27 protein-coding genes are annotated in these 23,362 nt (G+C 72.1%); 13 read left to right on the top strand and 14 right to left on the bottom strand.

Going from position 1 to position 23,362, the window contains the following annotated elements; translation table 11 throughout:
• On the bottom strand, positions 1–1,148 hold a 1,148-nt coding region (locus tag C1J01_RS27500; protein ID WP_146615744.1), incomplete at its 3' end, for a helicase-related protein.
• A 33-nt stretch (positions 1,149–1,181) separates the two neighbouring features.
• On the bottom strand, positions 1,182–1,511 hold the full coding sequence (locus C1J01_RS27495) for an ArsR/SmtB family transcription factor (protein ID WP_111181870.1): 330 nt from the start codon (positions 1,509–1,511) through the stop codon (positions 1,182–1,184).
• 91 nt (positions 1,512–1,602) lie between these two features.
• On the opposite strand from C1J01_RS27495, the gene C1J01_RS27490 reads away from it, so the two are divergent.
• From C1J01_RS27490 to C1J01_RS27480, 3 genes are all read left to right on the top strand, one after another.
• Positions 1,603–2,748, top strand: coding sequence for an MFS transporter (locus C1J01_RS27490; RefSeq protein WP_146615743.1), 1,146 nt, complete (start codon positions 1,603–1,605; stop codon positions 2,746–2,748).
• A 72-nt stretch (positions 2,749–2,820) separates the two neighbouring features.
• Complete coding sequence (locus C1J01_RS27485; RefSeq protein WP_111181868.1) at positions 2,821–3,255, top strand: hypothetical protein; 435 nt, start codon at positions 2,821–2,823, stop codon at positions 3,253–3,255.
• A 79-nt stretch (positions 3,256–3,334) separates the two neighbouring features.
• The gene (locus C1J01_RS27480) at positions 3,335–4,033 is read left to right on the top strand and encodes a hypothetical protein (protein WP_111181867.1); all 699 of its coding nucleotides are present in this window, start codon (positions 3,335–3,337) and stop codon (positions 4,031–4,033) included.
• Here C1J01_RS27480 and C1J01_RS27475 read toward each other — a convergent pair.
• The 6 genes from C1J01_RS27475 to C1J01_RS27450 form a co-directional block, all read right to left on the bottom strand.
• Positions 4,002–4,832: an undecaprenyl-diphosphate phosphatase gene (locus tag C1J01_RS27475; protein ID WP_111181866.1), complete on the bottom strand. Its 831-nt coding sequence runs from the start codon at positions 4,830–4,832 to the stop codon at positions 4,002–4,004. The genes C1J01_RS27480 and C1J01_RS27475 overlap by 32 nt on opposite strands.
• A gap of 100 nt (positions 4,833–4,932) precedes the next feature.
• Complete coding sequence (locus tag C1J01_RS27470; protein WP_111181865.1) at positions 4,933–5,808, bottom strand: Gfo/Idh/MocA family protein; 876 nt, start codon at positions 5,806–5,808, stop codon at positions 4,933–4,935.
• Positions 5,809–5,841: 33 nt separating this feature from the next.
• Positions 5,842–7,041, bottom strand: a complete 1,200-nt coding sequence (locus C1J01_RS27465) for an ROK family transcriptional regulator (RefSeq protein WP_111181864.1) — start codon at positions 7,039–7,041, stop codon at positions 5,842–5,844.
• A 20-nt stretch (positions 7,042–7,061) separates the two neighbouring features.
• Positions 7,062–7,928 (bottom strand): carbohydrate ABC transporter permease, encoded by an 867-nt coding sequence (locus C1J01_RS27460; protein ID WP_111181863.1) that lies wholly within the window; start codon positions 7,926–7,928, stop codon positions 7,062–7,064.
• Positions 7,925–8,941 (bottom strand): carbohydrate ABC transporter permease, encoded by a 1,017-nt coding sequence (locus tag C1J01_RS27455; RefSeq protein WP_111181862.1) that lies wholly within the window; start codon positions 8,939–8,941, stop codon positions 7,925–7,927. Before C1J01_RS27455 ends, C1J01_RS27460 begins: the two co-directional genes overlap by 4 nt.
• 19 nt (positions 8,942–8,960) lie before the next feature.
• Positions 8,961–10,355, bottom strand: a complete 1,395-nt coding sequence (locus C1J01_RS27450) for an ABC transporter substrate-binding protein (protein ID WP_111181861.1) — start codon at positions 10,353–10,355, stop codon at positions 8,961–8,963.
• 153 nt (positions 10,356–10,508) lie between these two features.
• On the opposite strand from C1J01_RS27450, the gene C1J01_RS27445 reads away from it, so the two are divergent.
• Genes C1J01_RS27445 through C1J01_RS27430 form a run of 4 tightly spaced genes read left to right on the top strand, consistent with a single transcriptional unit; the run spans position 10,509 to position 15,636 of the window.
• On the top strand, positions 10,509–11,555 hold the full coding sequence (locus C1J01_RS27445; protein ID WP_111181860.1) for a zinc-dependent alcohol dehydrogenase: 1,047 nt from the start codon (positions 10,509–10,511) through the stop codon (positions 11,553–11,555).
• A gap of 3 nt (positions 11,556–11,558) precedes the next feature.
• Entirely contained in the window at positions 11,559–12,359 is an 801-nt protein-coding gene (locus C1J01_RS27440) for a sugar phosphate isomerase/epimerase family protein (protein ID WP_111181859.1), read from the top strand.
• Positions 12,356–13,708 carry an MGH1-like glycoside hydrolase domain-containing protein gene (locus C1J01_RS27435; RefSeq protein WP_111181858.1) on the top strand — a complete coding sequence of 451 codons (1,353 nt, stop codon included), beginning with the start codon at positions 12,356–12,358 and terminating at the stop codon, positions 13,706–13,708. Before C1J01_RS27440 ends, C1J01_RS27435 begins: the two co-directional genes overlap by 4 nt.
• Entirely contained in the window at positions 13,705–15,636 is a 1,932-nt protein-coding gene (locus tag C1J01_RS27430; RefSeq protein ID WP_111181857.1) for an amylo-alpha-1,6-glucosidase, read from the top strand. Before C1J01_RS27435 ends, C1J01_RS27430 begins: the two co-directional genes overlap by 4 nt.
• Before the next feature lie 2 nt (positions 15,637–15,638).
• On the opposite strand, the gene C1J01_RS27425 is transcribed toward C1J01_RS27430, so the two are convergent.
• The gene (locus C1J01_RS27425) at positions 15,639–16,118 is read right to left on the bottom strand and encodes a cupin domain-containing protein (protein ID WP_111181856.1); all 480 of its coding nucleotides are present in this window, start codon (positions 16,116–16,118) and stop codon (positions 15,639–15,641) included.
• Positions 16,119–16,182: 64 nt separating this feature from the next.
• Between C1J01_RS27425 and C1J01_RS27420 the strand changes: the two genes are divergently transcribed.
• On the top strand, positions 16,183–16,827 hold the full coding sequence (locus C1J01_RS27420; RefSeq protein ID WP_111181855.1) for a TetR/AcrR family transcriptional regulator: 645 nt from the start codon (positions 16,183–16,185) through the stop codon (positions 16,825–16,827).
• On the opposite strand, the gene C1J01_RS27415 is transcribed toward C1J01_RS27420, so the two are convergent.
• Positions 16,824–17,627, bottom strand: coding sequence for an NmrA family NAD(P)-binding protein (locus C1J01_RS27415; RefSeq protein ID WP_111181854.1), 804 nt, complete (start codon positions 17,625–17,627; stop codon positions 16,824–16,826). The two genes, C1J01_RS27420 and C1J01_RS27415, sit on opposite strands and share 4 nt — an antisense overlap.
• Positions 17,628–17,702: 75 nt before the next feature.
• Here C1J01_RS27415 and C1J01_RS27410 point away from each other — a divergent pair, with 75 nt between their 5' ends.
• From C1J01_RS27410 to C1J01_RS27390, 5 genes are all read left to right on the top strand, one after another.
• Positions 17,703–18,623 carry an AraC family transcriptional regulator gene (locus C1J01_RS27410; RefSeq protein WP_111181853.1) on the top strand — a complete coding sequence of 307 codons (921 nt, stop codon included), beginning with the start codon at positions 17,703–17,705 and terminating at the stop codon, positions 18,621–18,623.
• On the top strand, positions 18,620–19,126 hold the full coding sequence (locus C1J01_RS27405; RefSeq protein ID WP_235854710.1) for an HAD domain-containing protein: 507 nt from the start codon (positions 18,620–18,622) through the stop codon (positions 19,124–19,126). The genes C1J01_RS27410 and C1J01_RS27405 overlap by 4 nt, the downstream gene beginning before the upstream one ends.
• 60 nt (positions 19,127–19,186) lie before the next feature.
• Positions 19,187–19,387: a PspC domain-containing protein gene (locus C1J01_RS27400; RefSeq protein ID WP_111181852.1), complete on the top strand. Its 201-nt coding sequence runs from the start codon at positions 19,187–19,189 to the stop codon at positions 19,385–19,387.
• A 79-nt stretch (positions 19,388–19,466) separates the two neighbouring features.
• On the top strand, positions 19,467–20,102 hold the full coding sequence (gene lipB, locus C1J01_RS27395; RefSeq protein WP_111181851.1) for a lipoyl(octanoyl) transferase LipB: 636 nt from the start codon (positions 19,467–19,469) through the stop codon (positions 20,100–20,102).
• 29 nt (positions 20,103–20,131) lie between these two features.
• A complete protein-coding gene (locus C1J01_RS27390) occupies positions 20,132–20,797 on the top strand; it encodes a malonyl-ACP O-methyltransferase BioC (RefSeq protein WP_111181850.1) in 666 nt (221 codons plus the stop codon).
• A 4-nt stretch (positions 20,798–20,801) separates the two neighbouring features.
• Here C1J01_RS27390 and C1J01_RS27385 read toward each other — a convergent pair whose 3' ends face one another.
• The 4 genes from C1J01_RS27385 to C1J01_RS27375 all read right to left on the bottom strand — a co-directional run.
• On the bottom strand, positions 20,802–21,191 hold the full coding sequence (locus C1J01_RS27385; protein ID WP_111181849.1) for a type II toxin-antitoxin system VapC family toxin: 390 nt from the start codon (positions 21,189–21,191) through the stop codon (positions 20,802–20,804).
• On the bottom strand, positions 21,188–21,337 hold the full coding sequence (locus C1J01_RS50140) for a hypothetical protein (protein ID WP_181448991.1): 150 nt from the start codon (positions 21,335–21,337) through the stop codon (positions 21,188–21,190). The genes C1J01_RS27385 and C1J01_RS50140 overlap by 4 nt, the downstream gene beginning before the upstream one ends.
• A gap of 64 nt (positions 21,338–21,401) precedes the next feature.
• A complete protein-coding gene (locus tag C1J01_RS27380) occupies positions 21,402–22,943 on the bottom strand; it encodes an amino acid permease (protein WP_111181848.1) in 1,542 nt (513 codons plus the stop codon).
• 96 nt (positions 22,944–23,039) lie between these two features.
• The coding region (locus tag C1J01_RS27375) for a zinc-binding dehydrogenase (protein ID WP_146615741.1) at positions 23,040–23,362 on the bottom strand (323 nt) is incomplete at its 5' end.

Here is a 23,362-nt window from a genome sequence, read left to right as displayed (position 1 = left end):
GTGTGGAGGGCGGCGGACATCGCGGCGGGTGGTGGGGGGTCGAGCAGGGCGAGGTCCGCGGCGTCCGGGGTGCCCCAGCAGGCGGCCTGGAGCGCGAACCCCGTCAGGTCGGCCAGCGCGATCTCCGGTCTGGCGTGCTCGGCCAGTCGCTCGTGCTCAGCCGCCGACCAGCAGCGGTAGACCGTGCCGGTAGCCTCGCGGCCCGCGCGCCCGGCCCGCTGGCCGGCCGAGGCCTTCGACACCCTGACCGTGGTGAGGGAGCCGAGCCCGCGGGCGTGGTCGGTACGCGGCTCACGGGCCAGCCCCGCGTCCACGACCACCCGCACCCCGGGCACTGTCAGGCTCGACTCGGCCACCGACGTGGCCAGCACCACCCGGCGGGCCGCGCCGGGCGACAGGACGGCGTCCTGAACGCGGGCCGGGGCCTGGCCGTGCACCTGGAGGACTTCGACGTCGCCGGGCAGCATCCCGGCCACCTTGGCGATCTCGCCCACGCCCGGCAGGAAGCACAGCACGTCGCCGTCCCGTTCGGCGAGCGCCCGGCGGACGACCGCGGCCACGTGGGACAGCAGCACCGGGTCGACGCGGAGCCCGTGCGGCGGCGCGACCGGCCGGGGCGGCGGCGCCCACACGATCTCGACGGGGTGGGCGGCCCCGGTGGCGGCGACGACGGGCCCGCCGACCAGCTTCGACCACGGCGCCGCGTCGGCGGTCGCGGACGTCGCCAGCAGCCGCAGGTCGTGCCGGAGCGTGTCGCGTACGTCGAGCAGGAACGCGAGCGCGGTGTCGGCGTCGAGGTGGCGTTCGTGGCATTCGTCCAGGATGACGGCGTCGACCCCGGGCAGCTCCTGGTCGCGTTGGAGGCGCTGGAGCAGCACGCCCGTGGTGACGACCTCGACGCGGGGGTTCGCGCCGGTGTGCCGTTCGCCGCGGATGGTGTAGCTCACGCCCATCCGCCGGGCCGCCGCGCGTACGGCGAGCCGCCGCGGCTCGGCCACCAGCACCCGCAGCCCCGCCTCGGCCAGGGCGAGCGGCACCACGGTCGTCTTGCCGGTGCCGGGCGGCGCGGTCAGCACCGCACTGCCGTGCCGCTCCAGCACGGACAACAACTCGGGCAGGACCTGCCGGATGGGCAGCCCGTCAGTCATGAGGCACCGCCCGGGCGTGTCGCGGGCAGCCCGTCAGCCATGGGACAGGGCGTCGGGGCGGGTGGCGGAGAGGATCGACGCGAGGAGGCCGGGGAAGCGGGCCTCGAGGTCGTCGCGGCGCAGGCTCATGTACTTCAGCCGCCCCTCTTGCTTGGTGAACACCAGCCCGGCGTCGCGCAGCGCCTTGAAGTGGTGGGACGCGGTCGACTTGTGCACGCCGAGCTCCTCGCCCACGGAGCCGCACGTCAGCTCGCCCCGGGTGGCGAGGCGCGCCACGATCTCCAGCCGCACGGGATCGGACAACGCCCGCAGGACCTCCGTGAGCTCGATGTCCTCGGTCGCGGGATGCGGTAGCAGGCGCATGCGGACAGCCTACCTCCGTCGCACTGTTTGACAACAATCAAACCATGCGTCAGTTTGATGAGTATCCAACTCTTGTCGCCGGAGGCTTCTCGTGAGTTCGCGGCTCTATCCGCTCGCACTAGGAAATTTCGCCATTGGTACCGGCATGTTCGTGACCGCCGGACTGCTCGCGCCCATCTCCGCGGACCTGCACATCTCCACGTCCGCGGCCGGGCAGCTCATGACCGTGTTCGCGCTGGCGTACGCGGTGTTGTCGCCCGTGCTGGCCGCCGTGACCGCCCGATTGTCGCGTAAGACGTTGTTGTTGCTGGCCATGGGCGTGTTCGTGGTGGGGAGCACGCTGACCGCGCTGGCGCCGACGTACCCGCTGGTGCTGCTCAGCCGGGTGATCGCGGCGGCCGGAGCGGCCATGTTCACCCCGACGGCGTCGGGCGTGGCGAACGCGCTCACCGCGCCCGAGCGGCGCGGGCGGGCGCTGGCGCTCGTGATGGGCGGACTGACCGTCTCGTCGGCGATCGGCGTGCCGCTCGGCACCTGGCTGGGCGGCGCGGCGAGCTGGCGGGCCACGTTGTGGCTGGTCGCCGCGATGGGCGTGGCCGGGTTCGTGGGGGTCGCGGCCGTTGTGCCCAAGGTCGTGATCCAGACGTCGGGACGCCTCCGCGAGCGGTTCGCGCCGCTCGCCGACCGGCGGGTGCTGGCGGTGCTGGGGACGCAGCTGCTGATGTTCGCGGGGGCGTTCACCGCCTACACCTACATCGGGTCGCTGTTCGACCTGCCGCTTGCGGCCGTGTTGTGGGCCTGGGGGATCGGCGGCGTCGTGGGCAACCAGCTCGGCGGGCGCCTCACCGACGTGTACGGGCCGCGCCGCATGGTGCTCATCGGCCTGCTGTTCAGCACCGTGTTCCTGGCGCTCATCCCGGTCGCCAACCTCGCTCTGCCGGTCGCGCTCGTGTGGGCGTTCCTGTGGGGCGGGCTGGGCTGGCTGGTGGCCCCCGCACAGCAGTTCAGGACGGTCGCCGAGGTGCCCGGCAACGTGCCGATCGGTCTCGGCCTGCTGTCGTCGGCCCAGTACGTCGGGCTCTTCGTGGCCGGGATCACCGGCGGCGCGGCGCTGGACGCGTACGGCAGGACCGGCGTGATCGTGCTGTCCACCGCGTTCGCCCTCCTCGGCCTGCTCTTCACCCTGTCCACCTACCGCGCCGCCCCCGCCCCGGCCAGGGAGAGCGTCCCGGCCTGAACCCGCTCAAGTCCCTGCCGGTCCGCACGCGACGTCCCCCGCGCCGGTGGTTCGTCGGTCAGAATGTCGGCTGTGGCCGATGACCTCGACGCGATCCCCGACGACGACCCGCACGCCAGAGGCGGCGGCGACCCGGAGCCGGCCCCTGCCGACGACCCGCGGAACGAACCGGCGCCCTTCGGGACCGTCGTCGTGCTGACGGCGGGGTCGGCCGTGGCGGTGATGGGGCTCACCGCGCTCCTGTCCGACCCGCCGGGCATGAAGTTCCTGCTGTTCGGGCCGCTCGCCCTCGTCGTGTGGGAGGTGATCGCGTTCGAGGTGTGGTGGCGGCGCTGGTGGGGCGCCGTCCCGGGCGCGGTGGCGGGCCTGCTCGTCTACTTCGAGGGACGCCAGGCGCTCGGCGACGTCATCGGCGACGCCTGGGCCCACCCCGTCGCGTACGTCACCGCCTGGACGCTCTTCGCCGTCGTCTTCGCCCTCTGCAGCCGCTACCCGCGGACCCTGTGAGGCCTCCCCCTGGTGAGGGAGGCGGGGTCGCCCGGCGGGCGGACGACGGCGGGCGTCCGGCCGCCCTACCGTCGGCCGCATGCTGAACGACCAGGTCACCTTCCGCCGCGTCGCGGCGGGCTCGCTGCTCGTCGTGGCCCCGCTCCTGCAGGCCGTCGCCGCCTTCGTCGACCCCGGCACGTGGGGCGACGACCGGGAAATGATCAGCTTCGGCGACGATCCGGCGCTCGCCCAGCTGCAGTCCGTGCTCTACCACTGGAGCTGGATGCTCATGGCCGTCGCCGTGCTCGGCCTCGTCCACCTGACCAGGCGCCGGCTCACCCGGCTCGGCAACGTCGTCGGCGCGCTGACGATGATCGGCTACCTGACGCTGTCGGGGCTGCTGCTGACCGACCCCGTGGAGTGGTGGCTCGGGCAGAACCACACCCCGCAGGAGGCGCAGCGCATCATGGACGAGATGCTGGGCCTGCCGGGCGTGGTGTTCGGCTTCCAGATGCCGTGGATGTTCTTCGGCCTGTTCGGCCTGCCGGTGCTGACCGCGGTCGTGTGGCGGACCGGGTTCGTGGGCTGGTGGGTGCCGGTCGTGGTGGCCGCCGGCTATCTGGGGTCGTTCGCGGTGCCGTACGGGCCGGTGACCGCGGTGTGCTGGACCGTCCCCGTCGCCGGCCTCGGCTGGATCGGGCTGAAGATCCTGCGCATGGGCGACGGGGAGTGGGCGGCGTACTATCCGGGCGTGCGGGAGCCGGTCAGCCGATCGCCGGAATCCACCCCGCGGTGACCGCGAGGATGATGAAGAAGCCGAGGATGATCCGGTAGATCACGAAGATCGTGAAGCGGTGGGTGCTGATGTAGCGCAGGAACCACGCCACCGCCGCGTAGCCGACGATGAAGGAGATCACCGTGGCCAGGATCGTGGGGCCCCAGGCGGGGGCCGGGCCCTCGCCGATCTCGCTCAGCTCCAGCACGCCCGCCCCCAGCACGGCCGGGATGGCCAGCAGGAACGAGTATTTCGCGGCGTCCTCGCGGCGGTAGTCGAGCAGCAGACCGGCGGTCACCGTGCCGCCGGAGCGCGACACGCCGGGCACGAGCGCCAGCGCCTGCGCGAAGCCGTACACGACGGCGTGCGGGGCGCTGAGGTGCTTCTCCAACGTGAGCTTGTTGCGGGCGGTGCGGTCGGCGAACCACAGGATGATCGCGAAGACGATGAGCGTGGTGCCGACCAGGCGCAGGTCGCGGAAAGGTGTCTCGATCTGCTCCTTCAGCACCAGGCCGAGCACGACGATGGGCAACGTGCCGACGATGACGTACCACCCCATGCGGGCCGCCCAGTGGCCGCGCAGCTCGCGGTTGAACAACGAGCGGGTCCAGGTGGAGATGATCTCCCAGATCTCCTGGCGGAAGTAGATCAGCACGGCCGTCTCCGTGCCGAGCTGGATGACCGCCGTGAACGCCGCGCCTGGATCGGGCCAGCCGGCGAAAGCGGACACCACCCGGATGTGGGCGCTGGAGGAGATCGGCAGGAACTCCGTCAGCCCCTGGACCAACCCCAGAATCACCGCTTCCAGCCAGCCGATCACGACGACACCTTTCCAGAGCCTCAGGAGTGACGAGGGTGAGGCTAGCGGAAACCGGGACCCAGGTTTGTCGCCTCATGCGGTGAAAGGCCCGCGGCCGGCGTCACCGCGTGACGGCGGCCTCGATGAGTTCCTGCAGCCGCAGCCCGCGGGCGGCGCTCAGCTCGCCGGAGCGGCCCGCGCGTACGGCGGCGGCGAACTCGGCGCGCAGCACGGGCCAGGCCTCGTCGTGGTCGAGCCCCGCGGTGTCGTAGACCAGCTCGCCCTCCTCCCCGAAGAGCTCCACCCGCGTGCGCGCCCGGGGCAGCCGGACGCTGCCCGACAACGACGCCTGGCTGACGGCGCCGTTCTCGTGCTCGCAGGAGAGTTCCACCCACCGGCGCGGGTCGCCGGTCGCGCGGACGCGGGCGATGCGGCCGACGGCGGTGTCGAGCAGGTCGAGCAGGTGGGGGCCGAGGTCGAGCAGGGCGCCCCGCTCGAGCCGCCACCCGGTGGCGAGCTCACCGCCGAGGAACGCGCCGTGCAGGTAACACGAACGGGCGCCGGTGACCGAGAAGCTCTCCGCCTGCCGCAGGAACTCCCTGGTGGCCGGTAGGTAGCGCTTGGTCAGCACCATCTGGGAGACGACGCCCGCCTCCTCGACGGCGTCGGCCACCGCGCGCGCCGAGGCGAGGTCGAGCCCGAGCGGCTTCTCCAGCAGCAGCGCCTTGCCGGCCTTGGCCGCGCGTACGGCCAGCTCCGACTGGACGGACGGCGGCACCGCGAACGCCACCGCCTCGCACCGGTCGAACAGCTCCTCAGGGGTGGCCGCGGCGACCGCGCCGTACTGCTCGGCGACCTCGCGAGCGGCGTCGGCGCGGCGGGCCCAGACGGCGGTCAGCCGCGTCTGCGGGCCCTCGGCCAGCATCCGCGCGTGCATCGTACGGGCCCACGGGCCGGCGCCGATGAGGCCGACCTCGACAGGGGCGGTGGTGGTCACGACTTCACTCCATGCTTTCAGGGCGCCGGGCTTTCAGGGCGCCGGGGACGCGACGGCGAGGCGGGCGTCGGCCTGGTCGGGCGCGTACAGGTGCTCGACGACCATCGCGGTGGCCCCGGCGAGCGCGGCGTGCTCGCCGAGCCGGGCGGTGACTATCTGCAGGTTACGCGTTGCGCGGGGCAGGGCGCGCTGGTAGAGCAGCTCGCGCACCCCGGTGACGAAGTGGGTCTCGGCCAGGTCGCCGGCGATCATCAGGACGCCCGGGTTGAGCAGGCTGACGACGGTGGCGAGCACCTCGCCGCAGCGCTGACCGGCCTCGCGGGCCAGGCGTACGGCGTCGGGGTTGTCGGCGTCGAGGTGGGCGCGGACGTCGGCGGCGGACCCGGCGGGCACCCCGAGCGCGGCCAGCTGCCCGGCCAGGGCGCGGCCGCTGGCGACGGCGGCCAGGCAGCCGTAGGAGCCGCACATGCAGCGGGCGTCCGGCCGGTCGTGCAGGCGGACGTGGCCGATGTCGCCGGCGCCGCCGTCGATGCCGCGGAAGACCTTGCCGTCGATGACGACGCCCGCGCCGATGCCGGTGGAGACCTTCATCAGGATGAACGAGGAGCAGTCGGCGAACGAGTCGCGCTGCTCGCCCAGCCCCATCAGGTTGGCGTCGTTGTCGACGAGCACCGGGACGGCGGCGTCCATGCCGGCGTGCGTGTGGAGCGCCCGCCCCATCAGCTCGGGCACCGGGCAGCCGTCCCAGCCGGGCATGATGGGCGGCCGGACGACCCGGCCGGACGGCCAGACGACCGGGCCGGGCAGCGACAGGCCGACGCCGCAGACCGTGGCGGGCGCGATGCCGGCCTCGCCCAGCAGCTTCGCGAACCACGTGCCGAGCCGGTCGAGCACGCGGTCAGGACCCTCGTCGATGCGCAGGTGCTCGGCGTGCTCGGCCAGCAGGCCGCCGGCCAGGTCGAGGACGGCGACCCGCGCGAAGGTCGTGTCGAGGTCGGCGGCCAGCACGACGGCGTGCCGGGTGTCGAACTCCAGCTGGGCGGACGGCCGCCCCCCGGTCGACTGCACGCCCGGCACCTCGCGCAGCCAGCCGGCGGCGAAGAGCTGGTCGAGCCGGTGGCCGACCGTGGAGCGGGACAGGCCGGTCATGCGCTGGAGCTCGATCCGGGTGGTCGCCTGCCCGGTGCGGATCAGTTCCAGAAGGTGGCCTGCGGTGCTCCATGGCGATGCCATCGGGGATGCCTCTCCTTGCCTCAGCTCTTGTCCGCGCCGCTGGTGAGACCTTCGGTGAGGAGGCGTTCAACAGCGTAAAAAAGAAGTACCACGGGGATGGTGAGGATGACCGAGCCGGCCATCAGCACGGTCTTGGACACCTCGATCCCGTTGGAGAGCTGCGAGAGGCCCAGCGAGACCGTCCAGTTGCCGGGCTCGGCGGCCAGGAACAGCAGGGCGAAGAGGAACTCGTTCCAGGCGATCATGAACACGTACAGGCCGGTGGCCACGAGGGACGGCGCGGCGAGGGGGAGCACGATCGTGCGCAGGATGCGCAGCTGCCCGGAGCCGTCCAGCGCCGCGGCCTCCTCGACGCTGCGGGGGATGGTGACGAAGTAGTTCCGCAGCATGTAGATGGAGACCGGCACGGTCTGCGCGATGTAGACGATGGCCAGCCCGATCAGGCTGCCCTGCAACCCGATCCGGGCGAAGATCACGAACAGCGGCACCGCCAGCAGCGTGGACGGGAAGAGGTACAGCGCGAGGAACAGCGCGCTGACGTGGCGTCCGCCGAAGAACTTCAGGCGGCTGACGGCGTAGGCGCCCGGCACGGAGGCCAGCAGGGTCAGCGCCACGGTGATCGCCGCGACGATCCCCGAGTTGGCGAGCATGCGCAGGAAGCCCTGGCCGCCCTCGTCGGTCGGCTGCAGCACGTTCTGGTACGTGCTCAGGGTCAGCTCCGACAGGCTCACCCACAGCTTGCCGGGGGCCAGCAGCAGCTGGTCGATGGACTTCACCGACAGCAGCACCATGTAGTAGAAGGGGAAGATCGTGATCACCGCGAGGAAGGCGATCACCACCCACCGCAGGACCCCGAAGATCCTCTGTTCGGCCTGTTCGCGGCTCATACTTCCTCCTCCTGGGCCTTCTTGGCGAAGAACGCGAAATAGATGCCGAGCAGCACGGCCAGCACCAGCGCCAGCACCAGGGCCTGCGCGGACGCCGCGCCCACGTCGTAGCGGGCGGTGAGGAAGTCGTAGACGCGCACGGCGACGACGTCGGTGCCGGAGCCGCCCCCGGTGAGCAGGTAGACGTCGTCGAACTTGTTGAACGTCATGATGAAGCGCAGCACCGACAGCAGCGCGATCACCGGCAGCAGCTGCGGCAGCAGGATGTGGCGGAAACGCTGGGTGAGCGTGGCGCCGTCCACCGTCGCGGCCTCCTCCAGCCCCGCGGGCACGGCCTGCAGCCGGGCGAGCAGGAAGAGGAAGGCGAACGGGAAGTAGCGCCAGGTCTCGAACGCGATGACGACGAGCAGCGCGAGCGGCACGTGCACGTCCCAGCCGAGCAGCGTGATCTCCTGGGACCGGGTCGACAGGAAGGCGATCGGCTTGTCCCAGCCGAGCAGCTTGGCGCCCCACTCGTTGACGATGCCGAACTGCGGGCTGAGCGCGATCTCCCAGACGAACGTCACGGCCACGACGGGTGCGACGTACGGCAGCAGCATGGAGCCGCGCAGCAGGGCCCGCCCGCGGAACGGCCGGCGCAGGGCGAGGGCGGCGACGAGCCCGAGCACGATCGAGCCGGCGGTGGCGCCCGCGGTGTAGACCAGCGTGACGCCCAGGGAGGACCAGAAGCCGGCCGAGGCGAAGACCTGGGTGAAGTTGTCCAGCGTCCAGCCGGACAGGAAGTCCATGGTCTGGATGTCGACCAGCCGCGCCCGCTGGAAGGCGAGCAACACCGTCCAGGCGATGGGCAGGACCACGACGACCAGGACGACCACGACCGTGGGGGAGACGAAGGCGAGGCCGGTCCGGTTCTCCCGCTGGGCCAGGGTGGGGGTGCGCCGAGGCCGGCCGGGCGGCCCCTCCGGAGTCACGGGGACGGAGGGTCGCCGCTCGGCGCTTCGCAGGGTGCTCATGTGGTTCCTCGGCAGGGGTTCATCGGAGGGACGTCTGCAAGGCAGAGACCTCCTCGCCGGCCTGCTGCGCGGCCTCGGCGGGAGAGATCTGGTCGGAGGTCATGGCGCCGACCGCCTTCGGGATGGGCAGCTCGCCGAGCGTCGCGCCGACCAGCGCGCCTTGTCCCTGGGTGATCCCCCAGCGCCGCATGTTGCTGACGCCGGAGGCGAGCTTGTCGAGGAGGTCGGCGGTGTAGACGGCCTGCAGGGGCTCTCGGGTGTCGACCCCGATGACGCTGGCCCGCCATGCCTTGCGGTACTTGTCCGGCTCATCGGCCGTGCCGTCGCGGACCGGGATCTTGCCCTCCGCGGCCAGTCCGAACCAGCCCTCGTAGCCGGTGCTCATGATGTACTCGACGAACTTCTGCGCGGCCGCGGTCTCGGCGGTCCTGCTGATCACCCAGGAGGTGATCTCGCCGAACTGCGCGGGCTCGGCGGCGCCCGGCCCCTTCAGCGCGGTGACGATCCCGCTGTTGTCGGAGAGGAAGCGCGGGTCGCCGGCGCACTGCGGGCAGCTCGGCAGGGCGTCGTTCCGCAGGCCCGCCAGCTCGTCCAGCAGGAACGTCGACCAGACGATCATGGCGGACCGCCCGGCGAAGTAGGTGGCGCGGGTGGAGTCCACGCTCTGGGTGCCCGGGGCGCCGTAGTCGGAGGCGAGCTGGTCGTAGGTGGTGAAGGCCGAGCGGCACTGCGGGCTGCCGAGGCCGACCGTGCCGTCCGCGCCGACGAGTTCGCAGCCACCGGCGAGCGCGATGTCCTCGAAGCTCTGCTGGGTGAAGACGTCGCTGGGGTCGGTGGCGAGCGAGATGCCGCTGACGCCGCCCGCGTTCAGCGTCCTGGCGGCCTGGAGCATGGCGTCGTAGGAGTCGGGGACGGGCAGGCCCGCCTTGGCGAAGAGGTCCTTGCGGTAGACGAGGATCTGCAGCCAGGCGTCGCTGGGCACGCCGAGCCGGGTGGACCCGTCGCCGGTCAGCCGCAGCGCGTTGGCGTTGAAGGTGCCGGGGCCGAGGGCGTCGACCACCTTCTTGGTGGCCGCGGTGTCGAGCAGCCCGTTGGTGTACATCTGCCACACCGGGGCGAGCGGCACGCCGCCGATCACGTCGGGGAGCGTCCCCGCGGCGGCCGCGGACATGATCAGCTGGGGCAGCTGGCCCTCGTCGACGCCGACGAGCCGCACGTCGATGCCGGTTTCCTTCTCGAATCCGGCGACGATCTTCTCGGTCGCCGCCATGCGTGGAGTGAGGTTCTCCAGACTCCAGACAGTGATCTTGTTATCGGGCTGACTTCGCGCCTGCGCGCCACATCCGGACAGCACGCCGGCTGTCAGCGTGGCGGCCAGACCTGCCGCCAGGGCCCTCGACCATCGAGGCCACATGTGTATGAACCGTCCTCACTGCACCTCATATTTCATGTGTGATGCATCAGAGCACCACTTTCGTCTGTTGACAAGACCTAAGTATCGGCTATCTTCGACAAAAGCCCCACACATAGGGTCAAACACCAGCAAAAACAACACCACGGAGCCCCTGTGGAACGCGTCGTCCAGTTCACCGGCCCCCGCCAAGTGGAGGTCGCCACCGTCGAGCCGGTCCCGCTGCCGCCCGGACACCTTCGCGTCCGGACGCTGTACTCCGGGATCTCGGCGGGCACCGAGCTCACCGCCTACCGGGGGACCAACCCCTACCTGACCCGCACGTGGGACGCCGAGGCCCGGCTGTTCCGCGACGGCGGGCCGGGCATCGCCTATCCGGTGGTGGGCTGGGGGTACTCCGAGGTCGGCGAGGTCCTGGAGGTCTCACCGGAGATCGCCGGGGCTCCGGGCGTGCCGGCGCCGGGCACCGTGGTGTGGGGCATCTGGGGGCACCGCAGCGAGGCCGTCGTCGCCGCCGAACGGCTGACCGGCCACGCGCTCCCCAGCGGGCTGGCGCCCCTGGCCGGCGCCTTCGCCAGGGTCGGGGCGATCGCCTACAACGCCGTCCTCGCGGCCGACATCCACGTCGGCGAGGACGTCGCGATCTTCGGCCAGGGCGTGATCGGCCTGCTCACCACCCGGCTGGCCCAGCTGAACGGCGCCCGCGTCACCGCCGTCGACGCCCTGGAGACCCGCCTCACCAAGGCCGTGGAGTACGGCGCCGCCCGCACGCTGAACGCGCGCACCGACGCCGTCGCCGAGCGGATCCGCGAGTCCACCGGCGGGCGCGGCGCCGACGCCGCCATCGAGATCAGCGGCTCCTACCAGGCCCTGCACGAGGCCCTGCGCGCGGTGACCGTGGCCGGGCGGGTCGTCGCCTCCGGCTTCTACCAGGGCGACGGCGTGGGGCTGCGGCTCGGCGACGAGTTCCACCACAACCGCGTCCAGCTCGTCAGCTCGCAGATCGGCGGCGTGCCGCCGCAGCTCGTCGGCCGCTGGAGCGTCGAACGCCTCCAGCAGGGTTTCCTCGGCCTGGTCGCGGAGGGCCTGATCGACGTGAAGTCCCTGGTGAGTCATGTGGTGCCGGTCGCCGACGCGGCCGAGGCCTACGTCCTGCTGGATGAGCGTCCCGCCGACGCGCTCCAGGTCGTGCTGGAGTTCTGAACCATGCTCAAGATCGCCTGCCAGGAGCAGCTGCTTCCCGGCGAGACCCTCCAGGACAAGTGGGAGTTCGCGCAGAGCGCCGGTTACGACGGCATCGAGCTGCGCGGCAAGGGGGACCTCCACTTCCGCGACCGGCTGCCCGAGCTGCGCAAGGCCCTGGCCGACGGCGTCGTCATGCCGACCGTGTGCGTGGAGATGCTGCACTTCTTCGGCGCCTTCGACGACGCGCTGCGCCGCGACGCCATCGAGCAGATGAAGTCGCAGCTGTCGGTCATCGGCGAGCTCGGCGGCCTCGGCGCCCAGACCCCGGCGTCCTACGGGATGTTCTCCCGGCGGCTGCCGCCGTTCGAGCCGCCGCGCAGCGCGGAGCGCGACCGGGAGGTGCTGCTGGAAGGGCTCACCGAGCTCGGCGAGCACGCCCGCAAGGAAGGCGTCACGCTCTTCCTGGAGCCGCTCAACCGCTACGAGGACCACATGGTCAACCGGCTGGCGCAGGCCGCCGACCTGATCCGCGAGGTCGGCCTGGACTCCGTGCGCATCGGCATCGACAGCTACCACATGAACATCGAGGAGGCCGACCCGCCGGCCGCCATCCTCGAGGCCGGGCCGCTGATCGGCCACGCCCAGGTGAGCGACTCCAACCGGTTCCAGCCCGGGGCCGGCCACCTGGAGTGGGCCGCCTGGCTGAGCGCGCTGGACGCCACCGGCTACGCCGGTTACCTGGCCGTCGAGTGCCGGCTCACCGGAGACCCGGTGGAGGCCGTGCGCTCGATCCCGTCGTTCCTGCGCCGAGTCGCGGGATGACGACATTCGCCGAAACGACCGCCACCGCACCCTGTGACTCCCTGCGCAGGAGCGCGACCCAGGTGCTGCTCGGCAACTGGACGGGAGCGGCGACCGTTCCCTCGCGCGCCCTGTATCCGCACCAGTGGAGCTGGGACTCGGCGTTCATCGCCGTGGGGCTGCGGCACGTCTCGCCGCGCCGGGCGCAGCGCGAGCTGGAGACGCTGCTGAGCGCGCAGTGGGGCGACGGTCGCATCCCGCACATCGTGTTCAACCCGTCCGTGCCGGACGGCGCCTACTTCCCCGGCCCGGGCTTCTGGCGCTCGGCCGTCGCCGGCCGGGCGGCCGGGGCGTCCGCGTTCATCCAGACGTCCGGGATCATCCAGCCGCCGGTGCACGCCCTCGCCGCCTGGCTGGTGCACGCGGCCGATCCCGCGGAGTCGCGCCGCCGGGGCTTCCTGCCGCGCGTGTACCCGCGGCTGGCCGCCTGGCACCGCTACCTGGGCGGCGCCCGTGACCTGGGCGGCGGCGGGCTCGCCTCGGTCGTGCATCCGTGGGAGCCGGGGCTGGACAACAGCCCGTGCTGGGACGCCGCCCTGGCCCGGATCGAGCCCGCGCCGTTCGGCTCCTTCGCCCGGACCGACCTGCACCACAGCTCCGCCGCCGACCGCCCCACCGACCTCGACTACGCGCGGTACGTACGCCTGGCCGCGACCTACCGCGACCACGGCTACGACGACGCGCGCACCCCGCACGCCTTCGCCATCGAGGACCCGTCGTTCAACGCCCTGCTCATCGCCTCCGAGCACGCCCTCGCCGACATCGCCGAGACGATCGGCGCGGACGCGGGCCCGCACCGGCGGCGGGCCGAGGCGGCGACCGCCGCGCTGGTCGGCCGTCTGTGGGATCCGGTGGACGAGATCTTCCACGCCCGCGACCTGGTGACCGGCGCCGCCATCGCCGGTCACAGTGTGTCCGGGTTGATCCCGCTGGTCGTGCCGGGGCTCCCGGCGGCCATCGCAAAAGCTCTTGCGCGCACCCTGCATGGACCGCGCTTCGGGTTGGGAAGGGTGCATCTTGTGCCCAGTTACGATCTGACGGCCCCTGAGTTCGACGGCAACCGCTACTGGCGGGGGCCCAGCTGGTTCAACACGGCCTGGCTGATCCATCGCGGCCTCGCCGCCCACGGCGAGGAGGAGGCGGCCGGCCTGCTGCGCGAGCAGTTCCTGACGCTCGCCCACCGCTCCGAGTTCGCCGAGTACCTGGAGCCGCACTCGGGCGACGCCCGCGGCATCCTGCGCTTCAGCTGGACCGCCGCCCTGGCGCTCGACCTGCTGCAGACCTCCGTCGCCCAGGGCGTGGCCCGGTGAGCCGGCTGCTGGTCGGCGGGGGCACCTTCGCCGTCACGACCGCCGGCGGCGACATCCGCGGGCTGAACGGCGCCTCGACCGACGGCCTGTTCATCCGCGACGGACGTCACCTGAGCCGGTGGCTGCTGACCGTGGACGGCACGGCGCCGCCCCTGCTGACCTCCTCCGCCGACGGCTGCGTCCTGGCCCCGGCCGGCACCCGCGACCGGCCGCCCGCGTACACCGTCTTCCGGCGTCAGGCCGTGACGGAGGGTGCGCTGACCGAGCACGTCCGGCTGGTCGGCAACCTCGGCGAGCCCGCCGTCGTCGAGGTGGAACTGCACGTGGACGCCGACTTCGCCGATCAGTTCGAGCTGCGCGCCGACCACCGTACGTACGACAAACCCGACGCGGTCCGCACGGTCGACCCGACGGCGGACGGTGTCGCCTTCCACTACCGGCGAGGCGGGAGCTGGCTCTCGCGGACCACCGTCGGCGCCGTGCCCGCGCCGGACCGCGTGCGCCCGGCCGGCGCGGACGGCACCGCGCAGGTGTTGTCGTGGACGTTCACCCTGCCCGCGCACGGCACGGCCGACCTCGCGCTCACCGTCCTCGCCGTCCCGTCCGGCACCACCGAGCCGGTCACGCCCGGCCCTCCGAGCGCCGTGCGCGGCCGTCAGGAGGCCGAGACGCGCGCGTTCGCCGGCGCGCGGCCCCGCCCGCGTGACCTCACGTCGTGGCCGGAGCTGGCCCGCGCCTGCGAGCAGGGCCTGGCCGACCTCACGCGGCTGCTCATCCCCGCCTGGGGGCCCGAAGGTGAGGAGTTGCGCCTGCCGGGCGCGGGCATCCCGTGGTTCCTGGCGCTCTTCGGCCGCGACTCCCTGCTGACCTCGCTCTTCGCCCTGCCGTACCGGCCGGAGCTGGCCGCGGCCGTCCTGCCCGCGCTCGCGGCCGCCCAGGGCACGCGCTACGACGAGGCCCGCCTGGAGCAGCCGGGCAAGATCGTGCACGAGGTGCGCCACGGCGAGCTGGCCCACTTCGGCCAGGTGCCCTACGGCCGCTACTACGGCAGCGTCGACGCCACCCCGCTCTTCCTGGTGCTGCTGGACGCGCACCGCACGGCCACCGGCGACCCCCGGCTGGCCGAGCGACTGGAGCCGCAGGCGCGGGCGGCCGTGGAGTGGATGTTCCGCGACGGCGGCCTCGGCGCCGGCGGCTACCTGCGCTACACCTCCGACGAGGCGCGCGGCGGCCTGGTGAACCAGAACTGGAAGGACTCCGCCGGCGCGATCTGCTTCTCCGACGGCGCCCAGGCCGAGGGCGACCTGGCGGTCGGCGAGGTGCAGGGATACGTCTACGACGCCCTGGTGCGCACGGCGCGGCTGGCCCGCGAGGTGTGGCGGGACGCGCGCGAGGCCGACCGGCTGGAGGAGGCCGCGGCGGACCTGCGGGCCCGCTTCCGCCGCGACTTCTGGATGCCGGGAGCGGCCTTCCCCGCGCTGGCGCTGGACGGGCGGAACCGGCAGGTGGACGCGCTCGCCTCCGACGCGGGCCACCTGCTGTGGTCGGGCATCCTCGACCCCGGCGAGGAGCGGATGGTGGGCGACCGGCTGCTGCAGAAGGACTTCTTCTCCGGCTTCGGCATCCGCACGCTCGCCGCCGGGCAGGCCCCGTACCACCCGCTGTCCTACCACCGGGGCAGCATCTGGCCGCACGACAACGCCGTGATCGTGCTCGGGCTGGCCCGCTGCGGGCTGAGGGAGCAGGCGGCCACGGTCGCCAAGGGCCTGATCAGGGCGGCGGCCCACCACGACTGGCGGCTGCCGGAGGTCATCGCCGGGTACGGCGACGACGAGCACCCCGATCCGGTGCCCTACCCCCACGCCTCCTCCCCGCAGGCGTGGGCGGCCGCGACACCGCTCGCCCTGCTCACCGCACTCCGGGAGTAGGGCTACGGCGTCGCCCCGGGCGGGCCGAGGAGTTCGAGCGCGTGCCGTGCGTGGGCCTCGGCGAGCGCCGCCACGTCGACGGGGCCGGGGTCGGGCAGGCGGCGCTCGGCGGCCGGCTCGCCGACGTCGGCGACGAAGCGCTCGAACCCGGCGGGCGTGGTGATGACCAGGGAGCGCAGCGGCTCATCCGGTCCGACGGTGAACGTGTGCGGCAGCCCGACCGGCAGCAGCACGACGTCGCCGGGCCCGGCGGTGAACGTCTCGCCGCCGCACGTGTAGCGGGCGGTGCCGGAGATCACGTACGCGATCTCGTCGGCGTCGAGGTGGCGGTGCAGCGGCGGCGCGAAGCCCGGCGGGTTGACGAACTCGCTCAGCGACAGGCGGCCGGAGGTGTGCTCACCGGCGACCTTGACGGTGACGAGGTTGCCGAGGAACCAGATGGCCTCGCCCTCGTCGCGGCCCAGCACGTACGGGCGTGACATCGTCAGACCACCTTCTATTGGATAGACAGCATTATGTTGAACATGCTGCCAGTATCTTTGAACGGTGAGCGATGTCAAGGCAGGCCCCGCCAGGCGGCGCTACCGGTCGCCGCTGCGCGAGGAGAGCGCCCGCCGTACGCGTCAGGCCGTCGTCGCGGCGGCCAGGGAGCTGTTCGTCGCCCGCGGTTACGCCGCCACCTCGCTCGCCGACGTGGCCGCCGCCGCCGGCGTGGCGCGGCCCACGGTCTTCGCCGCGTTCGGCTCCAAGGCGGCCCTGCTCCACCGGGTGGTGGACGAGGCGCTGGCCGGCGACGACGAGCCGGTGCCGGTGGCCGAGCGTCCGTGGTTCCGGCCCGTCTTCGAGGCCGCCGGCCAGGAGGCCGTCCTCGACGCGTACGCGCGGGTGGCCGAGCTGATCGGCGCGCGGGCCGCCCAGGTCTTCGAGACCGTGCGGCGCGCCGCCGACGCCGCCCCCGAGGCGGCCGAGCTCTGGCGGACCATGGTGGACAACCGGCGCGCCGGCGCCCGCATGGTCGTCGAACGCCTGACGTCGCTCGGGCCGCTCGCCGTCGAGACCGAGCGGGCGATCGACGTCGTGTGGTTCTACAACGACCCCGCCCACTACGCCGCCCTGGTGACCGGCCGCGGCTGGCCCCCCGACGCGTACGTCGCCTGGTTGTCGTCCCAGATGCGGCAGGCCGTCCTCTAGGGCTTCCACAGGTGGGTGTGGGCCCTGGCGAAGTCGGCGAAGTCGCGGGCCGGGCGGCCCAGCGCCTCCCGCACGCCGTCGGCCACGGAGGCGTTGCGGCCGTCCAGGGTCTCGGTGAACAGCCCGGCCAGGTTCTCCGCCACCTCCTGCGGCAGGCCCTCGGCGACCGCCGCCGCCACGTACTCCTCCGGGGTGACGCGGGTGAACGTGATCTCGCGGCCGGTGGCGCGCGACAGCTCCCGCGCCACGTCCCTGAAGGTCAGCAGCCGCGGGCCGGTCAGCTCGTACGGGCGGCCCGCGTGGCCGTCCTCCGTGAACGCGGCCACGGCGACGTCGGCGATGTCCTCCACGTCCACGAACGGCTCGCCCACGTCGCCGGCCGGCAGCGCGATGACGCCGGCCTGCGCCTGGCCGAGCAGGAAGTCCTCGCTGAGGTTCTGCATGAACCAAGAGCAGCGCAGGATCGTCCACTGCGCGCCCGACTCCTGAACCGTGCGCTCGCTCGCCTGCGCCTCCGGCTCGCCGCGCCCGGACAGCAGCACCAGCCGCCGCGCGCCGCTCCGCACGGCCAGCTCCGTGAACGCCTTGACGTCGTCGTACGCGCCGGGGAAGGCGAGGTCGGGATGGTAGGACAGGTAGACGGCCGTCACCCCGTCCAGCGAGGCCGCCCACGTGGAGCGGTCGCGCCAGTCGAAGCCGGTCGAGCGGGACCCGACGCGGACGGGGAGGCCGAGAGCGGTGAGGCGGTCGGCTACGCGGCGGCCGGTCTTGCCCGTGCCGCCCAGCACCAGAATCGTCATGCCTCTAGTAAGGCCCGATAACGATAAGACTCTCCATGGTTGAGAAGCGCGTACCCATATGCGATCGTCTAGCGCATGGATCAGCTCGCGGCCCTGCTCGACGGCCCGCGAGCCCGCGGGGCCTTCCTGCTGCGCTCGATCCTCGACCCGCCGTGGTCGCTGCGCATCCAGGACGAGGCGCCGCTGGCGGTGACCGCGCTCGTCCGCGGCGAGGCGTGGATCATGTCTGACGGCGGCGAGCCGGTCAGGCTGCGGCCCGGCGAGGTCGCGGTCATCCGGGGGCCGGAGCCGTACACCGTGGCCGACCACCCCGCGACCCCGCCGCAGATCGTCATCCACCCCGGCCAGCTCTGCACCAACCTCGACGGCGAGTCGGTCTACGAGTCCATGGGCCTCGGCGTACGCACCTGGGGGAACGACCCCGACGGCGACACCGTGCTGCTCTGCGGCACCTACACCATGGAGGGCGCGGTCAGCCGGCGGCTGCTCGACAGCCTGCCGCCGCTCATCGTCCAGCCCGGCGGCCCGGTCATCGAGCTGCTCGGCGCCGAGATCGTCAAGGACGAGCCCGGCCAGGAGGCGGTCCTCGACCGGCTGCTCGACCTGCTGGTCATCGCCGTGCTGCGGACGTACTTCGCCACCCACCAGGCGCCCGGCTGGTACCGCGCGATGGGCGACCCCGTGGTGGGCAAGGCCATGCGCATGCTGCAGGACGACCCCGCCCACCCGTGGACGGTCGCCTCCCTGGCCGCCGAGGTCGGCGTGTCGCGGGCGTCGCTGGCCCGGCGCTTCACCGAGCTGGTCGGCGAGCCGCCGATGGCGTTCCTCACCGACTGGCGCCTGGCCCTGGCCGCCGACCTGCTGCGTGAGCCCGACGCCACGATCGGCTCGGTCGCCAGGAAGGTCGGGTACGGCAGCCCGTTCGCGCTCAGCGCGGCCTTCAAACGGGTGCGCGGCGTCAGCCCGCAGGAACACCGGGCCGGAGCCGTACGGTGAGACCCCTGATCCTGCTCGACGTGGACGGCGTGCTCAACCCGATGGGGCGGCCGCCGCCCGAGTTCCGCCCGTACCGCTGCACGGTGGACGGCGTCCTCTACACCGTGCGGCTCAACGCCCGGCACGGCCGCCGGCTGCTCGACCTGGCCGCGTCGACGGGGGCCGAGCTCGTCTGGGCCACCACCTGGGAGGAGCACGCCAACGACTGGATCGCCCCCCGCATCGGCCTGCCGACGCTCCCCGTCATCCCGATGACGCCGGTCGAGCCGAGCGAGCACGGCGAGATGTTCAAGACCCGGCACGTGGCGGCGTACGTGGGGCGCCGGCCGTTCGTCTGGTTCGACGACCAGGTGTGGGCGCAGGACGAGGACTATCTCAGGGTGCATCAGGGTCTCGACTCCTTCCTCCTCGTCCACGTGGACCCGGTCGAGGGACTGACCAGGCGTCATCTGGGCATGGCACATGAGTGGCTGACCCTTACAGGGTTTTCTCAGGGTTCCTGACGGGAGCCTTCCGCCCCGGCCGTCCGTTGAACCGATAGAACGTCGAACACGGAGGAGACCATGTACCGCTCACGAGAGCACAGGATCATCGCCGGGGTCTGCGGTGGCATCGCCGACAAGCTCGGCCTGCCGCCCACCCTCGTCCGCATCCTCTGGCTGATCCTGTCGCTCATCCCCGGGCCGCTGTGGGTCGTCTACGTCGCGATGTGGATCCTCGTGCCGGAGCAGCCGAAGGACTACCGGAGCTACCGCGCGGCGTGAGGCCGCCCCCGGAGGGCGCCTCGCGCGCCCTCCCGGCCCTCGTGCGCCCGCATTCGGCAGGCGGCATATCCTCTGAAGAATGAGGGCAAGGCCGCTGACGCTCATCCAGGATGAGCTCGTCGATTACGACAAGGCGATGGAGCGCATGTCCGACCTCGTCGGGCAGCGCCAACAGGAGGAGCGGCCGGACACGCTCTGGCTGCTCAGCCATCCTCCCGTCTACACGATCGGGCGCCGCACCCCGCTGGAGCACCTGCCCGACCCCTCGCGCGGCATCCCCGTGGTCGAGACGGGCCGCGGCGGTCAGCTCACCTACCACGGCCCCGGCCAGCTCGTCGGCTACCTCATCGTCAAGCTCGACGAGGGCGAGGGCATCGTCGACTACGTACGCGAGGTCGAGCTGCGGCTGGTGGAGGCGCTGGGCAAGCTGGGGCTGCCGGCCGAGCGCCGTGACACGCCGCCCGGGTCGGAGCTGCTGACCGGCGTGTGGACGGCCGAGACCGGACGCAAGATCGTTTCCATCGGGATGCGGCAGAGCCGGGGCGTCACCAGCCACGGGTTCGCGCTCAACGTCGACAACGACATGACGCCGTGGAACTGGGCGGTCGCCTGCGGCATGCCCGACGTCCAGATGGCCTCGCTCCAGAGCGAGCTCGGCACGGTCTCGATGGACGAGGTCCGGCGGGTCGTCGCGGCGGCCTTCGAAGCGTCCTGAGCGATCCCGCCGCGCCCGAAGAGGCACAGATGATCATGTCGTCTCGTTCCTTCGCCGAATACCGGGCGATGTTCGCGATCGGCGACCAGGAGTTGCACGGCGTCATCCTCGACTGCGGCGGTGGGGCGTCCGGCTTCGTCGCGGAGGCCGCGGCGATGGGGGCTCGGGCCCTGGCGTCCGACCCTCTTTACGCCCTCGGCGTGGACGTGATCATCGACCGCCTGTCGGCCGACCTGGACCAGGGCAACGCGATGATCAGCGCGAACGCGGACCGGTTCGTGTGGGACTGGTACGGCTCGCCGGAACGGCGGCGGAAGATGCGCCTCGACGCCCGGAGCGCGTTCATGGCCGACATCCGCCGGCGCCCGGGTTCGTACCTCGCGTCCGGCCTGCCGCGTCTCCCGCTCGCCGACGACAGCGTTGATCTGGTGCTCTGCTCCCACCTGCTGTTCACCTGGGCCGGGCGGTTCGATCGCGGATGGCACCGGGCGGCGATCACGGAGATGAGCCGGGTCAGCCGGGGAGAGGTCAGGATCTTCCCTCTGGTCCGCCTGGGCGACGGCGAGCCGGTCGACTTCCTCGACGACCTCCAGACGGAGCTGCGAGCCGACGGGCTGGTGTGCGCTCGGCGCAGGGTCCCCTACGAGTTCCAGCGCGGCGCCGACCACATGCTGACCGTGCGCAAACGCCCTTGAGCGGTCAGCTGCGGGGGAAGACCTGCACGTCGGCGGCGTGCCCGCCGCTGTCGAGCTTGCCGTCGCAGGTGTAGAGGGGCACGTCCAGCGTCTCGGCGAGCGCCAGGTAGGAGGCGTCGGAGGCGGTGTAGTTGTGCCGCAGCTCCCAGATGCGCTCGGCGATCCCCGTCGCTCCGTAGCGGGTGATCTCCAGCGCGAGGTAGTCGGCGCGCGCCTGCTCGGCCGCCGTCGCGCCGAGCTTGCCGCCGAGCACGAGCCCCCGCAGGGTCGAGAGCACCTCGACGTCGAGCAGGTGGGGGGCGTGCAGGCCGGCCGCGAGGGCGTCGATCAGCTCGGCGTCCGCGTCGCGTCCCGTCAGGGCCTCGACCATCGCGGACGAGTCGATGATGATCATCGCCTGCCCTCGTGGACGGCCCGGACGATGTCGGCGGCCGACGGCCCGCCTGAGCGGTCGCGCGCCCTCAGCCGGGCGACGACCTCGGCGTTCGGCGGGTGCTCCGTGGCGGGCTCTGGTGACTCGTTGTCGCAGAGGGTGGCCATGGCGGCAAGCTAGCAGGCCGGAGGGCGGGTACGGCCCGTGCGGAGCCGTACCCGCGCGTCGGGTTCAGGGGGCGGGGACCTCCGGGACCTCCTCGTCGATCGTGCGGCGTGGACCGGCGAACCACTTCCGCGCCGACAACACCCACCACAACGCGATCCCGATCAGCACGACCCCGACCGCGATCGGCGCGTAGTTGACCGACGTCCAGGTGAAGTCCGGATTGCCCGGCACACCGGCCGGCGAGAACGGCATCACGAAATAGATCGACACGACGGCGATCTCGATGCACGCGATCCAGCACAGCACCTTGTACTTCTTGCCGAGCGTCCACGGGCCGGGCTGGAAGGCGTCGCCCATGCGCAGCCGCAACCAGATCGGGATGAAGAACGCCAGGTAGAGGCCGATGACCGCGATCGACACGACGGCGTAGAACGCGACCGGCGTGGTGTGCCCGGGAGGGGCGTAGAGCGCGGGCAGGGTCAGCAGGGCGGCGGCGACGCAGCCGGCGACGATCGCGTTGACGGGTGTCCGGTTGCGGTCGACCTTCGCCCACAGCCGCCAGCCCGGCACCGCGCCGTCGCGGGAGAACGCGTACGTCATCCGCGACATCGACGTCACGCAGCTCATCCCGCAGAAGAACTGGCCGATCGTGGAGATGGCGAAGATCGCGGTGGCGAGCGGCGACGACAGCGCGGTCTCGAAGATGGCTCCGACGAAGCCGCCGTCCGCGTTGATCGCCTCGACGTCGGTGGCGGCGAACAGGAACGACAGCAGCACGATCCAGCCCCCGATGGCCGAGTAGAAGATCGACTGCCACAGGCCGCGGGCCGCGCTCTTCGCCGCGCCCTGGGTCTCCTCCGACACGTGCGCGCAGGCGTCGAAGCCGGTGATCGTGTACTGGGTGAGCAGGAAGCCGAGCGGCAGCACGTAGAACCAGAAGGGCAGCCCCTCGGCGCCGTCGCCGAAGCCGGAGTTGTTGATCGTGCCGCCGAAGACGAACCCGGGCGACTGGTGGCTGTCGGGGGCGAAGACCAGGATGGCGACCACGATCGCGGCGCCCGCGACGTGCCACCAGACCGAGACGTTCTGCAGGACCGAGATCAGCCTGTGGCTGTACACGTTGATCAGCGCGTGCAGCGCCAGGATGATCACGAACAGCAGGAACGTCTGGGGGAGCGTGCCCTCCCAGGCGCCGCCGGTCAGCCGGGTCAGGGTGATGTTGAGGAACGTCGCGCAGCCGTAGTCGACCGACGCGGTGACGGCGATGAGACCGATCAGGTTGAGCCAGCCGGTGAACCAGCCGTGGATCGGCTTGCCCAGCTTGGCGGCCCACCAGTAGATGCCGCCCGCCGTCGGGTACGCCGACACCAGCTCCGACATGCAGAAACCGATGATCAGGATGAACACGGAGATCAGCGGCCAGCCCCACGAGATGGCGATGGGACCGCCGTTGTTCCAGGCCTGCCCGAACGTGGTGAAACAGCCGGCCAGGATCGAGATGATCGAGAACGAGATGGCGAAGTTGGAGAAACCGCTCCAGGTGCGGGCCAGCTCCTGCTTGTAACCGAGCTCGGCGAGTCGTCTGGAATCCTCGTCAATGGTCATTGAGGTCTCCCTGGGGGGTGGAGGACGCTCCATTTGGTCTACGTCTAGACCATTTCCGGACAGGGCACAAGGAGTTACAGACCGGTTTCGTTGCCGTCATGCCCGCCGGTGGGTGACCTCCAGGACGACCTTGCCGGTGACCGTCCGGTCGAGCTGCGCCTCACGGGCCTGCTCCAGGTGCTCCCAGGGGCCGCGCCACCCGATCTCGACGTCCAGCTCGCCCGCCGCCACGAGGGCGAGCAGATGGGCCAGGTCCGCCCCGGGGGCGGCGACGTCGCCGAACGAACTCAGCGTCCTGGCCGCGCCGAGGGCGAACGTCGAGTTCGGCGGGAACACGGCGGCCTCCCCGGCCGCCCACCCCACGCTCTGCAGATTCCCGCCCGGCTTCAACAACCCCCACGCCGCCACCAGCACCGGCC

It is taken from the genome of Nonomuraea aridisoli (assembly GCF_003236395.1).
GTDB classification, from domain to species: Bacteria; Actinomycetota; Actinomycetes; order Streptosporangiales; family Streptosporangiaceae; genus Nonomuraea; species Nonomuraea aridisoli.
This window is presented reverse-complemented; position numbering and strand designations above follow the sequence as displayed.

What these genes read in the sequence shown, in the direction of transcription:
- C1J01_RS27495 (WP_111181870.1), bottom strand. Translation starts at nt 1,511, where the DNA reads ATGCGCCTGCTACCGCATCCCGCGACCGAGGACATCGAGCTCACGGAG.
- C1J01_RS27480 (WP_111181867.1), top strand. Translation starts at nt 3,335, where the DNA reads ATGCTGAACGACCAGGTCACCTTCCGCCGCGTCGCGGCGGGCTCGCTG.
- C1J01_RS27465 (WP_111181864.1), bottom strand. Translation starts at nt 7,041, where the DNA reads ATGGCATCGCCATGGAGCACCGCAGGCCACCTTCTGGAACTGATCCGC.
- C1J01_RS27460 (WP_111181863.1), bottom strand. Translation starts at nt 7,928, where the DNA reads ATGAGCCGCGAACAGGCCGAACAGAGGATCTTCGGGGTCCTGCGGTGG.
- C1J01_RS27455 (WP_111181862.1), bottom strand. Translation starts at nt 8,941, where the DNA reads ATGAGCACCCTGCGAAGCGCCGAGCGGCGACCCTCCGTCCCCGTGACT.
- C1J01_RS27450 (WP_111181861.1), bottom strand. Translation starts at nt 10,355, where the DNA reads ATGTGGCCTCGATGGTCGAGGGCCCTGGCGGCAGGTCTGGCCGCCACG.
- C1J01_RS27440 (WP_111181859.1), top strand. Translation starts at nt 11,559, where the DNA reads ATGCTCAAGATCGCCTGCCAGGAGCAGCTGCTTCCCGGCGAGACCCTC.
- C1J01_RS27435 (WP_111181858.1), top strand. Translation starts at nt 12,356, where the DNA reads ATGACGACATTCGCCGAAACGACCGCCACCGCACCCTGTGACTCCCTG.
- C1J01_RS27425 (WP_111181856.1), bottom strand. Translation starts at nt 16,118, where the DNA reads ATGTCACGCCCGTACGTGCTGGGCCGCGACGAGGGCGAGGCCATCTGG.
- C1J01_RS27415 (WP_111181854.1), bottom strand. Translation starts at nt 17,627, where the DNA reads ATGACGATTCTGGTGCTGGGCGGCACGGGCAAGACCGGCCGCCGCGTA.
- C1J01_RS27410 (WP_111181853.1), top strand. Translation starts at nt 17,703, where the DNA reads ATGGATCAGCTCGCGGCCCTGCTCGACGGCCCGCGAGCCCGCGGGGCC.
- C1J01_RS27400 (WP_111181852.1), top strand. Translation starts at nt 19,187, where the DNA reads ATGTACCGCTCACGAGAGCACAGGATCATCGCCGGGGTCTGCGGTGGC.
- lipB (WP_111181851.1), top strand. Translation starts at nt 19,467, where the DNA reads ATGAGGGCAAGGCCGCTGACGCTCATCCAGGATGAGCTCGTCGATTAC.
- C1J01_RS27390 (WP_111181850.1), top strand. Translation starts at nt 20,132, where the DNA reads ATGATCATGTCGTCTCGTTCCTTCGCCGAATACCGGGCGATGTTCGCG.
- C1J01_RS27385 (WP_111181849.1), bottom strand. Translation starts at nt 21,191, where the DNA reads ATGATCATCATCGACTCGTCCGCGATGGTCGAGGCCCTGACGGGACGC.
- C1J01_RS50140 (WP_181448991.1), bottom strand. Translation starts at nt 21,337, where the DNA reads ATGGCCACCCTCTGCGACAACGAGTCACCAGAGCCCGCCACGGAGCAC.
- C1J01_RS27380 (WP_111181848.1), bottom strand. Translation starts at nt 22,943, where the DNA reads ATGACCATTGACGAGGATTCCAGACGACTCGCCGAGCTCGGTTACAAG.